This window comes from Lacrimispora sp., assembly GCF_047605665.1.
Taxonomy (GTDB): domain Bacteria; phylum Bacillota; class Clostridia; order Lachnospirales; family Lachnospiraceae; genus Lacrimispora.
In genome coordinates this window covers 81,661-94,317 of the sequence record NZ_JASGFH010000005.1, presented here as the reverse complement: position 1 = coordinate 94,317, position 12,657 = coordinate 81,661, and the positions used below count along the sequence as shown (strand labels likewise).

The following is a 12,657-nucleotide window of genomic DNA, read 5'->3' as shown; positions in this document are numbered from 1 at the left end:
GGCCCCTTCCTATTTGCTTTTCAGAATGCGGATATGAAGGGGTTCTTTTTGCGGATATTTTTAAATTCGACAATAAAATTTATTTAGTTTGAAAATTCGAGAAAATTTTTTTACATCTTTTGCCAAACTTGACAAATAGTTACAAGATGTCGTATAATAGATAACATCATTTGTAAATGTAATATTTTTTTGTTTACTAAAGACGAAGTTAGGAGCAGAGCACAATGAAAGCATCGGTGGACAAGAAGCAGAAGCAAAAGGCATTAAAAACAGCGAAAGGAACGAAGCGGAAATTTAAAACGCTGTTTGAACTGAAGTCATTGAAAATTAAGATGACCATGTTCATTATTTCCATCATTCTGGTATTAGCTGCGGCTAATATGGCAATCAGTATTTCTGTCAGCTACAAAGGAATTACAGATGTTGTAAAGAATGATTTAAAATCAACGGGTGTCCTGGTCAACAGCCTGGTGGAAAATCATCTGACTCAGATGAAAACCAGCATCGAAGCCAGTGCCCAGGGGGGCAGTTTGAAGTCCATTAACTCCAGAGTTGTAACGGAGTATCTTGCCAATCAATGTAAGCTTTACGGTTATAAGAATCTCGAAGTGCTCAACCGGGAAGGAGCTGTGATCCGGAGTGCGACCGGAGAAGGCGTCGGAGAAAGCTACATAGAAAAAGAGTACATGATCAAAGCCCTAAACGGAGAGACCATTATTTCCACTACGGAGTTTGACACCAACAATGAACTGGTAGTCCGGATTGCAACTCCTTATGAATACGGAATTCTTCTTGCAACGTATGACGGCCATAACTTAAGCGAGCTGATCAAGGACTTAAGAATCGGAAAAACCGGCAACGCAATTCTGGTTGACAGTACAGGAACCGTCATCGCCAACATGACAGAAGAGATGGTTTCCCAGCGTCAGAACTTTATTGAGATTGCAAAAACGGATAAGTCCTATGCTTCAGCCGGACGTATGTATCAGACCATCATCGGAGGCGGAACAGGCATCGGACAGTATGATTATAAGGGCGTAAGCCGGTTCTGCTATTACAGTCCTGTGGAGGGCAGCGATGGCTGGGCTCTGGCAGTGGTAGCTCCGATCAATGAGACCACTACTTCTATTTATACGGTAATTATTGCCATGGCGCTGTTTGCAGTGGTTTCCGTAGCAGTGGGCTGCTTCCTTGCTTTCTGGTTTGCAGGCTCCATTGCAAGTCCTTTATCAGCCATTGCAAAGCGGATGGGACTGTTTGCAGAAGGAGATTTATCCAGTGAGGTTCCAGTGATCAAGCATAAGGATGAGATCGGTCTTCTGGCACAGGAGATCACCAATTCCGTTCAGAGCGTCCGCTCCTATATCGACGAGATTTCTTCTGTTTTGGGAAATGTGGCTTCCGGAGATTTCAGCAGGTCCGTTTCCATGGAATTCCAGGGAGATTTCAAGGTGATTCAGGACTCTATTGAAAGGACGGAAGATCTGCTTTCCAAGACTGTGGACACCATCAACAAATCCGCTGAGGAAGTGGCAAAGAGCAGCTATCAGGTATCCCAGGGAGCCCAGAACTTAAGCCAGGGAGCCGTGGAGCAGGCCGCTTCAATCCAGGAGCTGTCCTCTTCCGTCAATGAGATATCAAACAGCATTATGAGCACGGTAAAGACCGTCGAAGGAGTCAACCAGCAGGCCGGACGTGTTGGAAATGCCATGGAAAGCGGCAACCAGCAGATGCAGGAAATGATGGAATCCATGGAACGGATCAACCGCAAATCCAAGGAAATCGAAAAGGTGAACAAGCTCATAGAAGATATTGCATTCCAGACCAATATTCTGGCGCTGAATGCGGCTGTGGAAGCGGCCAGGGCAGGAGAGGCAGGCAAAGGCTTTGCCGTTGTTGCCGATGAGGTCCGCAACCTTGCAGGAAAGAGTGCCAATGCGGCTAAGGATACTTCCAGCTTAGTGGCTGATACCATCGAGGCTGTCAAGAAGGGAACTCAGATTGCAGCTTCTACGGGCAATACCTTAAGCGGAGTTCTTTCAGAGACCAGAACCATGGTTTTGGCCATTGAACAGTCCTCAGAGGAATTAAAGCAGCAGAGTGAAAAGGTGACTGAAGTGACCATGGGAATCGAACAGATATCCTCTGTGGTTCAGAGTAACTCCGCTACGGCAGAGCAGAGTGCGGCAGCCAGCGAGGAGCTTTCCAGCCAGGCTGAGGGACTGCGCCACTCCATGAGCATTTTTAAGACCAAATAAATGTTTTGAATTAAAGGATAAGAGCATACGTATCGGCAGACAGCGGGATTCGCTGCCTGCCGATTGTTGCTGTAGTATGTTTTTTCTTACTAAGTTATCTTTTTCTGCGTTCTTGAAAAAATCTTATTATATATATAGAATTGTATCATAGGCAAGATCTGAAATAAATTTATTCTAAATTCAAAATACGGAGGACAGTACTATGAACATTTATGATTTTAAGGTAAAGGCACAAAACGGCGAAGAAGTATCTCTGGCACAGTATCAGGGAAAGGTTTTACTGGTTGTGAACACAGCCATCAAATGCGGTCTGACCCCGCAGTACACCGCATTGCAGGGACTGTATGATAAATACAGGGACAAAGGGCTTGAAATCCTTGATTTCCCCTGCAATCAGTTTCTGGAACAGGCTCCTGGCTCTGATGAGGAAATCCACGAGTTTTGCACCCTCAACTATCAGACCACCTTCCCACGCTTTGCTAAAATTGACGTGAATGGGGAGACAGCCCATCCTTTGTATGTCTGGCTGAAGGAGCAGGCCCCTGAGGACCGGGGAGACGAGAATTCTGCCGGATTTGAGGAGCGGGTAAAGAAGTATACGCCGGATAATCTTCCCGGCGATATCAAATGGAATTTTGGAAAGTTTTTAACAGACAGAAGCGGAAATGTCATTGCAAGGTTTTCACCGGCTGTTTCGCCTGAAACACTGGAAGCGGAAATTGAAGCTCTGCTGTGACATGATTCTTCTAAGCGGCAGATTTTTCACCCCCCTTGGGAGGTTAAAAATCTGCTGAAGATGAAAATTTTAAAATACGAGTCGGAGAATTCAACATGAAGATATGGTTCAGCAATGCAAAAATAAGGGTCAAAATTATCAGCGGTTTCTTAATTGTAACATTGATTGCCGGTCTTGTAGGAGGTCTTGGGATTGCCAGCTTAAGCAGTGTGTCCACGTCATACGGACGCGCTTATTCGGACACGGTTAAGGCTTTACAGCACAGTGAAAAGATCAGCTCTTCTTTCCAGGAAATACGGGCAAATCTTTTTGAAATGGTCCTGGCGGAGAGCGGGGAAGACAAGAAAAGCTGTATCAGCAGTATCGAACAGCACAGAGACAGCATATACAGCAATTTAGAACAGTACAAAGTCCTGATGGGACATCACACGCCGGAAGAGTCGGCAGAACCCCGCCGGCTGGTTGCCGAAGTGGAGACCGATATGGCTGCCTTTGATGCAAAAGCCACTGAAATTATGAACGGTATCGGTATGGAGCCCACACGACGCAGAGATGCATTTGCTGTTATGAGCGATGGCGGTGAGCTGCATACGCTGTCCCAGACCCTGGAAACTGCAATTGCAGCCTTTATTGATTACAATGCTACATATACAGAAATACAAATTGCCGCAAACAGAAGCCGGGCAATATACTCTGAGATTCTCATGGCAATCGGCATTGCCATTGGACTTTTAGTGGCAGTGCTGATCGGACTGTTTATCGCCCGCGGGCTGTCCAAACGGATCGAAAAGATTGTGGATGTTTACGGCGAAATCGCCAAGGGCAACAAACAGGCCAATGTGAGCGATGAAAGCCGGGACGAGCTGGGACGGATGGCTGGACTCATCCGTCAGGTGAACAGCCAGGAAGGCGCTATTGTTGAAGATATCATCCGAAACTTAACAAAGATTTCAGAAGGCGATTTAAGAATTCAGGCAGAAACCGATTACCCCGGTGACTTTGCCGCCATAAGACAGGCAATTGAAACCACCGCCGCAGCCCTCAACGAAACCATGCAGACCATTGACACTGCTGCCGATCAGGTTGCAGTCGGCTCCGGGCAGGTATCCAGCGGAGCCCAGGCTCTGGCAGCCGGCTCTACGGAGCAGGCAGCTTCCGTTGAGGAACTTAGCTCTGCCGTTGAGAGGGTAGCGGAACAGGCAGCGGAAAATACCGCCGCTGTGAATACCGCAGTAGGTTATTTTGACAAGGCTGCTGTGGACTTTGCCACAGGAATTGAGCGGATGGAGCAGTTGACTGAGGCAATGGATGAGATATCATCTTCCTCCAACCAAATCGTCAGCGTCACCAAGGTCATTGAAGACATTGCGTTCCAGACCAATATTCTGGCCCTGAATGCTGCTATCGAAGCGGCCCGTGCCGGAAATGCAGGAAAAGGATTTACTGTTGTAGCGGATGAGGTGCGCAATCTTGCCGCTAAGTCAGCGGAAGCTGCCCGGCAGACCGGGGAGCTCATTCAGACTGCCGTTGCCACGGTAAACAAGGGCACGGAGATGACGGGAGAAACGGCGCAGATTTTAAAAGATGTGGTTAAAGCAACCCAGGAGGTGAGCAGGCACCTGGTTCAAATTAAGCAGGCCTCCGGAGAGCAGTCTGACGCCATCGAACAGATCAAGGACGGGCTTTCCCAAGTCTCTGCAGTTGTTCAGACTAATGCCGCTACCGCAGAGGAAAACTCCGCAACAAGCGAGGAAATGTCGGCACAGGCTATCACACTGCGGGATGAAGTCGGGAAATTTAAGCTGTCGGAGCAGGCTGTTATTTAGTCAGAGCTGATCTGCCGATTCATTTATCATAAAATACGCCTTTGGCTGATTCAGCCCCAGGCGTATTTTTCTATTTCATTTGTATTTTGTTTTCTCTGCCTGTATTGCCCTCATCATATTGCGGATTTGATGGCTGACGATCTGTTTTTATGAGTCCTTTACGGCCTTCGCACGGGGCAGATAGGGATAAAGGTCTTCATATGCTTCCAGTTCTGCCTCTGATTCCGGCGCTGCGGGGATTAAGCCGGTGCAGTCTGTGGTGGAGCATGCCTGAATGTCGATGTCATAATCATTCTTGGAATATATTGTTTCCTGACTTTTATTTTCTTTCTTCTTTTTTTCCTGTTTCATTTCAAATCCTCCTTTCGTTCTTAGTGTGAGAAAAAACAAAGCAATCTATTCGCTGTCCGCAGGCAACTTTTCTGCGTTACACAAGAACCTTGGAAACGTTATTTTAAAGGGGTATTTTGAGGTTCACAAAAATGATATGGTTATGGGAGAAAAGATGAGATGAAAATTGCTTTTTGTACGGATCAGGAAAAACTGCAGGAACTGGTGATGAGATACTGCCGCGATAATGACAACGGTTTTTTAAAAATTGACTGTTTTTCAACGGAGGAGCCTTTTGCGGCCATGGAGGATATGCCATACGATATGATTGTGATTTACCGGAAGAAAAAGGCTGTTTCCTGGAGAGAAATCACCAGACGGGAAAGGGCACTTAGAAGGAGAGGGGTCAGCCGCAGCACAGCAAAATACACGGCAATTTTTAACGGTAAAATCCGGATATTCGACACCAGAGACATCCTTTACCTGGAGTCCTATCAGAGGAAAACCAGCGTTGTGGTGGGAAGGGAGAGGCTGCGGATTAAGGCAAGGCTTGATGAGGAGGAAGGAAAACTTCCCAGGGACTTTTTTATCCGGATCAACCGGCATAATATCATCAATATGCAGCACATCAGGAACGTGGAGGGAGAGGCGGTTGAAATGGGAAATGGAGAGATTTTATACATAAATGATGGGCGAAGGAAGAAGTTTGAACGGAATTACAGGAAATTTATTGAGGAAAATAGTATGATATTGTAGAAAAAGGATGAAAAAACGCAATAATTCAATCAAAATAGGCAGAGGGGATTGTCGTTGCTCTAATCCAGTGATATGTTTATATCTGCCTGAAAAATGAACTATTCTTGAAATATCGGCAAAGCCTATCTGAAATCACATCTTTTTTTCTGTAAGATTTGGGCAGGCAGCAGAAGTCAGCCGGTTCTGCTGCTGCAAATATTAAGATTTTCTTAATATTCAACTTCCTTTCTTGACACCTATTTCCCTTTTTCTTATAGTAACCCCAGCAGGACCAGATTTTGAGAAAGGGGATTACTGTGGAGAAGGCGAAGAAAAGAATACTTGATATCTGGTATCATATGACACTTAGAAAAAAGCTGTATGTCATAATCGGCAGCGTTGCGCTTATGATGGCAGCTTCTATTTATATTAATCTGCAGGTGGTTTATTTCTTTATTGACAGTGTGCAGATGATCATGGATGATAATTTATCGTGTTATAAATTCCAGGATTCCTTAGGAAGCGAAGCCGATCATTTTGCCAAATTTGCCATGGACAGAACTCCGGAAAATGAAGCGGCTTATGAGAGCGCCCGCAGGGAGGTGGAAGGGCATTTGAAGAAGCTGCCTTACGACTACGATCAGGTGGGAGAGGCGAGGTACGGCATCACCTGGAATATATTTAACTCCTATGGAGAGTACGAAAAGCAGAAGGAAAAGATTCTTTCCATGAGGGCAGGGGATGACGGTTATATCAGGGAGCTTTATAAGGCTTACAGCATGCAGGAGTATTTAGACACCTATGCCGCCCGCCTGACGAGAGCCGTTCTTACGGAAGGCAATGACTATTATGAATCCCAGGTTCCCGGACTTAAGCGGATGCCTTATCTGCTGTTTGTGATCAGTGCAGTGGCTTTTTACATTCTGGTGATAGAGCTTAGGTTCATTACCGGAAGCATTGTAAAGGTTTTGGTGGAACTGGCATTGTCCTCCCGGAGAATTGAAAAAAATGATTTTACCGGTGATGATGTGAAATGGGATGGCAAGGATGAGATCGGCCATCTGGTCAGCGCATTTAATAAAATGAGACATGCTACAGAAAGTTATCTGGCAGCAGCGGAGGAAAAGCGGATGATGGAAGACCGCCTGCACCGGCAGGAGCTGGAGCGTTCCGAGCTGGAGCAGAGATTTTCCCTGGCTCAGCTTCAGTTGATTAAAAGCCAGTTGAATCCTCATTTTCTGTTCAATACCTTAAATATGATAACCCGCATGGCCCAGGCAGAAGAAGCGCCTGTGACAGAGGATATGCTGGTGTCCATGAGTAATTTGCTGCGGTACAGCATCCGGACTTCCAATGCATTTACCCCTCTTGGGCAGGAGCTTAAGGTGGTGGAGGATTATATGTACCTCCAGAGGATGCGTTTTGGAGCCAGAATCCGGTGGCATGTGGACTGTGACCCCGCTCTCTGGGAGGAGGAAGTTCCGGTCTTTATTCTCCAGCCTTTGGTTGAAAATGCGGTGATCCACGGGATTTCAGAAAAAGAAAAGGGCGGGGCTATCTATATCCGCATCAAAAAGAAGGATGAGGGGATTTGGATTTCTGTGGCCGATACGGGACAGGGAATGGATGAGGAGCATTTAAAGGAAATACAAAAGGCACTGACTGCAAGGGGGAAGGGGCTTGGAATCGGCCTGGGAAATATTTACAGAAGGATTATGGCCTATTACGAAAATGGAAATGTGCTGCTGGACAGCAGAAAAGGGTGCGGAACTGTAGTTCAAATGGAGTTTGGGAAGAGGAAGGGGTAAGGTGCGGCAGATGTTTGGTTTGCTCATTGCAGAAGATGAATTGATCGAGAGGCAGGTCTTAAAAAAGACACTTCAAAAGAAGTTTGAGGACCAGTGCGTGATATGGGAGGCTGAGAATGGAAATGAAGCTGTGGAGGTGTTTTTAAAAGAGGATATCCAGATCGTCATTTTGGATATCGGGATGCCGGGGCTTAACGGAATCCAGGCTGCGGAGGCCATACGGAAGGAGAGCCCGGAGTGCTGCATCATCTTCCTCACGGCCTATGACCGGTTTGATTATGCCAGGAAAGCCATTTCCGTAGGGGCTATGGAATATCTTTTAAAGCCTTATTCCAGAATGGAGATCATCAATGTGGCGGGGGAGGCCTTAAGATTAGCGGAACAGTACCGGAAATGGCGGTCAGGTGTTTCGGTGGATGAAGATATCATAAGGAGGAACTTCCGGTATTTTCTGGAAGAGGAAAAGGTTTGGCAGGAGGAAGCCCTGGAGGAACGGGAAGAAGACGGAGCCAATACCCGCCTGTCGGTCATGACCTCCATGGTGGAAGAGTATGTGCGCAGCCATTATATGCAGGAGATATCCATGCACGATGCTGCAAGGGCAGTCAGCTATTCAGAACCTTATTTCTGCAAGATGTTCAAGCTCCAGTTTGGCCAGAGCTTCACCTCTTATCTGGCCGAGTACCGGATCAATGAGGCGAAAAAGCTCCTCTGCCAGCCCAATGTGAACGTGAAGGATGTGGGCACCAGAGTGGGGTATCCTGATTCCAATTATTTTACTAAGGTGTTTCGGAGGCTTACGGGGATGAATCCTTCGGAGTACCGGATGGATGTGTTGAAGAAAATCACCTGATATATTTATGCCTTCAGGTAAGGCAGATTAAATTCTGATTAAACATGCTTTTCTATGATAGACATGCTATAATTATTGAAAAATAATGAAATAGTATTAGTGATCAACAAGGAAACAGGGGGTGTTTAAACATGAAATCTGATGTCAAAAAACGGGTGCCGGATAACACCGCCGCTTTTGAAGAAGTTGTCTCTATCATCGAGCATGCGCGTGAGAATGCTTTCCGGGCAGTAAACCGGGAGCTGATCTCGATGTACTGGGAAATCGGTCATTACATCAGCGATAAGGTAACTGCCGGCAGTTGGGGAAAATCAGTAGTTCAGGAATTTTCCAGGTTTATCCAGTCGCATTTTGCAGGAATTAAAGGATTTTCTCCGCAAAATATCTGGAGGATGAAACAGTTTTATGAAACATATGCAGGAAATGAAAAACTCTCACCACTGGTGAGAGAAATTAGCTGGACGAATAATATATTGATCATGATGGCTGCAAAAAGTGATGAGGAACGGGAGTTTTACTTACTTCTTTCATCAAAAAACAATTACTCTAAGCGTGAATTGGAGCGTCAAATCGACAGCGGCCTATATGAACGGACAATGATTTTTTCAGAGAAGAATCAAATGTTCTTGTCACGCAATGCCGGATTGACTGCATTGCGCGACAGCTATGTGCTTGAATTTCTTGATGTTCCGGAACATCATAGAGAAAAGGAACTGCGAAAAGCCATTATCGCCAATTTGCGTGACTTTATTCTTGAATTTGGCAGGGACTTTACATTTGTTGGTGAGGAATACCGAGTGCAGGTTGGTAACACTGACTTTAATATCGATCTGCTTTTCTATAATCGTGAACTTTCCTGTTTAGTCGCGATTGAACTAAAAATTGGCCGCTTTAAACCGGAACATCTTGGGCAGCTTGAATTTTATCTTGAAGCTCTTGACCGGGATGTGAGGAAACCGAGTGAAAATCCAAGCGTGGGATTGATACTCTGTGCCAGAAAAGACGATGAGGTTGTGGAGTATGCTTTAAGCCGCACCATGTCGCCGGCATTGATTGCAGAATATCAAACCCATCTGCCGCAAAAGTCACTGCTGGAAAATAAGCTGCGTGAATTGCGTGAATTGGCAGAGGGATTGGAGGATGGCGAGGGAGTGTCCGAATGACATAGTTGTTTTTGCAGATGCTGGCGGGGAAGAAAGAGAAGACATGCATCATTGCAAGGAAAGAATAAAAATATAAAATGAGCGGCGGCAGTACAAGATATCTCCTGTACTACCGCTGTTTCCTTCTGCTGTTGGCAATAAGCTCCATTCCCATTCCTATGTGTACTGTCTTTTTATATCGGGTGTTTTTTTGACAATACAAAAAGCTAAGAATTTACTAGAAATGATAAAATGTTACGATAGAATTCCCCTTCTGTAACCGTTATAATCAGATAGTAAAATCAATGAATCGGTAATCGTGTCGTCAAGACATGATCGTGAAAGAGGAAGGAGGACGGGATATGGAACAGGAGCTGTTTCGAATGGAAGGGATCAGCAAAAGCTTTCCCGGAGTAAAGGCTCTCGATAAAGTCTCCCTTACTGTAAATAAAGGGGAAGTTCTTGGGCTCGTTGGAGAAAACGGCGCAGGAAAGTCCACACTTATGAAGATCCTGTCAGGAGTGCACCGTGCAGATGAAGGTGAGATATTCATCGAAGGGGAAAAGGTGACCATTGATTCCGTTGCCAAGGCCCATGACCTGGGTATCAGCATCATCATGCAGGAGCTGAACATGTGCGGCCATTTGAGCGTGGCTGATAATATATTTATCGGAAGAGCCCATAAAAAAGGCATTTTCATCGATGATAGGACCATGCATGAGGAAGCTAAGAAAATACTGGACGATCTGGGAATCGATTTAAATACGTATTCCCGTGTGGGAAGCTTAAGCATTGCCCAGCAGCAGATGGTGGAAATTGCAAAAGCCATCAGCTTTAATTCCAAAATCCTGGTTTTAGATGAGCCGTCAGCTACCTTGACAGAGAGGGAAGTGGAGCAGCTCTTTGGAATTATCCGCAGACTGAAAGAAAAAGGCGTGGGAATGGTTTACATCTCTCACCGTATGGCGGAGTTAAACAAGATCTGCCAGCGCGTTACCGTTATCCGTGACGGACAGTACATAGGAACCAGAAATTTGTCCGAGATCACCATGGATGAGCTGGTGAACATGATCGTAGGACGTTCTCTTGAAGACAAGTATCCAAAACATAAGAGAACCATAAAAGAAGTGGTCTTAGAGGCGAAGAACGTGCACCGGGGCGATAAAGTGAATGCAGACCATTTCGTCGTAAGAAAAGGGGAAATCCTTGGAATTGCCGGTCTGGTGGGGGCAGGAAGAACAGAGCTCATGCGCTGCATCTTCGGCGCAGACAGACCTGATACCATGGACCTTTGGATTGACGGCAAGCAGGTAAAAATCAATTCCGTTATCCAGGCCATCAAGCACGGCATCGGCTATGCTACGGAGGACCGTAAGAGAGACGGACTGGCTTTAGGCCTTGATGTTAAATACAACACCAACATGGCTCACTTACCAAGCCTCACCCATTTCGGATTCCTCGATGACAGGGCAGGAGCGGAAAATGCCCAGAAGTACGTAGACCTTCTCCGCACCAAGACCCCCAGCATCCATCAGCTTTGCGGAAACTTATCAGGCGGAAACCAGCAGAAGGTGGTACTGGCAAAATGGCTCTGCAACGATGTAAAGGTCCTCATTGTGGATGAACCCACCCGCGGAATTGACGTAGGAGCCAAGTTTGAGGTATACGAGCTTTTCAACAAGCTGAGTGACCAGGGAGTAGCCATTATCATGATTTCCTCAGAGCTTCCTGAGGTCCTTGGAATGAGTGACAGGATTCTGGTAATCCATCAGGGAGAGATCAACGGAGAGCTGGATGCAAAGACAGCCACCCAGGAACAGATTCTCTATCTGGCGGCAGGCTATAACAAGCTGGAGGGAAAACCGGCTCCCAAGCTTCAGTTGAACTAAGAGCATGAAAGGAAAAGAAGAATAATGGCTGAGTTGAATACAAAAACAGAAAAGAAAGCAAAGAGCGGCAGTTCTTTTGGAAAATTAGATGCCGCGACCAGAAGAGCGATTTATTCCCTGGGAATTCTCATTGGACTGTTTGTCCTGTTTTCCCTTCTCAAACCGGATAAATTTCTGGCGGCTGCCAACTTGCAGAACCTGTTACAGCAGATTGTTACATATACCATCATCGGATGCGGACTGACCTTCTGTCTCGTCTGCGGCGGAAACGATTTATCTGCCGGTGCTTCCATGGCTTTATCAGGAATCATCATGGTAAGCCTTCTGACCCAGGGGCTTCCCTTGTGGGTATGCATCATATTCTGTCTGGCTATGGGTATACTGACAGGTATTATGAACGGATTTTTCATTGAAATCCTTGGAGTTGTGCCCTTTGTGGCGACGCTCGCGACCCAATGGGTATACAGGGGTATGGCTAACGTTTTGGTAAACGGCGCTCCTCTTTATACCACCAACATTCCTTCCGAAGCAGTGCAGAAGCAGTTTTATGTGCTGGGCGGAGGAAGAATCGGAGGCAACGGCCTTCCTTACAGCGTTATCATCACTTTGGTTTATGCCATTATTTTAGGCATCGTGCTTTCCAAAATGAGAATCGGACGTCAGATTTACGCCTGCGGTTCCAACTTGGAGGCAGCCAAACTTTCCGGCATCAATGCCGTAAAAACCCGTATGTTCGCTTACTGCATTTCCGGTTTATCCGCTGCAATCTGCGGTATCCTGGTGGCTTCCCGCCTTTCCAGCGCCCAGCCTACAGCAGGAAACGGATATGAGATGGAGGCCATTGCAGCTTCCGTTCTGGGCGGTATCTCCATTCTCGGCGGTGAAGGTACAATCCTCAACACAGTAATCGGAGCATTGATGATGGGTGTGATCAGAAATGGGTTAAACTTAAACGGAGTGAACTCTTTCTGGCAGCAGGTAATTGTAGGTTTTATCCTGTTGATTGCGGTTGCATCCCAGACTGCCAACAGACGCGGAAACTTAAATTCAATCAAGCGCTTTTTCGGTATGACTAAATAA

General features: G+C 46.2%; 10 protein-coding genes. 9 read left to right on the top strand and 1 reads right to left on the bottom strand.

The window, feature by feature from the left end:
• The first annotated feature begins 224 nt into the window (after nucleotides 1-224).
• The 3 genes from QM657_RS05270 to QM657_RS05260 all read left to right on the top strand — a co-directional run bounded on the left by QM657_RS05270 (nucleotide 225) and on the right by QM657_RS05260 (nucleotide 4,820).
• Entirely contained in the window at nucleotides 225-2,258 is a 2,034-nt protein-coding gene (locus QM657_RS05270; protein ID WP_415065515.1) for a methyl-accepting chemotaxis protein, read from the top strand.
• A gap of 202 nt (nucleotides 2,259-2,460) precedes the next feature.
• Nucleotides 2,461-2,994: a glutathione peroxidase gene (locus tag QM657_RS05265; protein WP_415065513.1), complete on the top strand. Its 534-nt coding sequence runs from the start codon at nucleotides 2,461-2,463 to the stop codon at nucleotides 2,992-2,994.
• A gap of 95 nt (nucleotides 2,995-3,089) precedes the next feature.
• Nucleotides 3,090-4,820: a methyl-accepting chemotaxis protein gene (locus QM657_RS05260; protein ID WP_415065512.1), complete on the top strand. Its 1,731-nt coding sequence runs from the start codon at nucleotides 3,090-3,092 to the stop codon at nucleotides 4,818-4,820.
• 147 nt (nucleotides 4,821-4,967) lie between these two features.
• On the opposite strand, the gene QM657_RS05255 is transcribed toward QM657_RS05260, so the two are convergent.
• A complete protein-coding gene (locus QM657_RS05255) occupies nucleotides 4,968-5,171 on the bottom strand; it encodes a hypothetical protein (RefSeq protein ID WP_415065511.1) in 204 nt (67 codons plus the stop codon).
• A 159-nt stretch (nucleotides 5,172-5,330) separates the two neighbouring features.
• Here QM657_RS05255 and QM657_RS05250 point away from each other — a divergent pair, with 159 nt between their 5' ends.
• The 6 genes from QM657_RS05250 (at nucleotide 5,331) to QM657_RS05225 (ending at nucleotide 12,657) form a co-directional block, all read left to right on the top strand.
• Nucleotides 5,331-5,906 (top strand): LytTR family transcriptional regulator DNA-binding domain-containing protein, encoded by a 576-nt coding sequence (locus QM657_RS05250; RefSeq protein ID WP_415065509.1) that lies wholly within the window; start codon nucleotides 5,331-5,333, stop codon nucleotides 5,904-5,906.
• A gap of 338 nt (nucleotides 5,907-6,244) precedes the next feature.
• Nucleotides 6,245-7,693: a histidine kinase gene (locus QM657_RS05245; RefSeq protein WP_415065508.1), complete on the top strand. Its 1,449-nt coding sequence runs from the start codon at nucleotides 6,245-6,247 to the stop codon at nucleotides 7,691-7,693.
• A gap of 10 nt (nucleotides 7,694-7,703) precedes the next feature.
• The gene (locus QM657_RS05240; protein ID WP_415065677.1) at nucleotides 7,704-8,546 is read left to right on the top strand and encodes a response regulator transcription factor; all 843 of its coding nucleotides are present in this window, start codon (nucleotides 7,704-7,706) and stop codon (nucleotides 8,544-8,546) included.
• 131 nt (nucleotides 8,547-8,677) lie between these two features.
• Nucleotides 8,678-9,709: a PDDEXK nuclease domain-containing protein gene (locus tag QM657_RS05235; RefSeq protein ID WP_415065506.1), complete on the top strand. Its 1,032-nt coding sequence runs from the start codon at nucleotides 8,678-8,680 to the stop codon at nucleotides 9,707-9,709.
• Nucleotides 9,710-10,050: 341 nt separating this feature from the next.
• Nucleotides 10,051-11,577 carry a sugar ABC transporter ATP-binding protein gene (locus tag QM657_RS05230; RefSeq protein ID WP_415065676.1) on the top strand — a complete coding sequence of 509 codons (1,527 nt, stop codon included), beginning with the start codon at nucleotides 10,051-10,053 and terminating at the stop codon, nucleotides 11,575-11,577.
• 24 nt (nucleotides 11,578-11,601) lie between these two features.
• Nucleotides 11,602-12,657 carry an ABC transporter permease gene (locus QM657_RS05225; RefSeq protein ID WP_415065505.1) on the top strand — a complete coding sequence of 352 codons (1,056 nt, stop codon included), beginning with the start codon at nucleotides 11,602-11,604 and terminating at the stop codon, nucleotides 12,655-12,657.

What these genes read in the sequence shown, in the direction of transcription:
- QM657_RS05240 (WP_415065677.1), top strand. Translation starts at nt 7,704, where the DNA reads ATGTTTGGTTTGCTCATTGCAGAAGATGAATTGATCGAGAGGCAGGTC.
- QM657_RS05260 (WP_415065512.1), top strand. Translation starts at nt 3,090, where the DNA reads ATGAAGATATGGTTCAGCAATGCAAAAATAAGGGTCAAAATTATCAGC.
- QM657_RS05255 (WP_415065511.1), bottom strand. Translation starts at nt 5,171, where the DNA reads ATGAAACAGGAAAAAAAGAAGAAAGAAAATAAAAGTCAGGAAACAATA.
- QM657_RS05250 (WP_415065509.1), top strand. Translation starts at nt 5,331, where the DNA reads ATGAAAATTGCTTTTTGTACGGATCAGGAAAAACTGCAGGAACTGGTG.
- QM657_RS05225 (WP_415065505.1), top strand. Translation starts at nt 11,602, where the DNA reads ATGGCTGAGTTGAATACAAAAACAGAAAAGAAAGCAAAGAGCGGCAGT.
- QM657_RS05265 (WP_415065513.1), top strand. Translation starts at nt 2,461, where the DNA reads ATGAACATTTATGATTTTAAGGTAAAGGCACAAAACGGCGAAGAAGTA.
- QM657_RS05245 (WP_415065508.1), top strand. Translation starts at nt 6,245, where the DNA reads ATGACACTTAGAAAAAAGCTGTATGTCATAATCGGCAGCGTTGCGCTT.
- QM657_RS05235 (WP_415065506.1), top strand. Translation starts at nt 8,678, where the DNA reads ATGAAATCTGATGTCAAAAAACGGGTGCCGGATAACACCGCCGCTTTT.
- QM657_RS05230 (WP_415065676.1), top strand. Translation starts at nt 10,051, where the DNA reads ATGGAACAGGAGCTGTTTCGAATGGAAGGGATCAGCAAAAGCTTTCCC.
- QM657_RS05270 (WP_415065515.1), top strand. Translation starts at nt 225, where the DNA reads ATGAAAGCATCGGTGGACAAGAAGCAGAAGCAAAAGGCATTAAAAACA.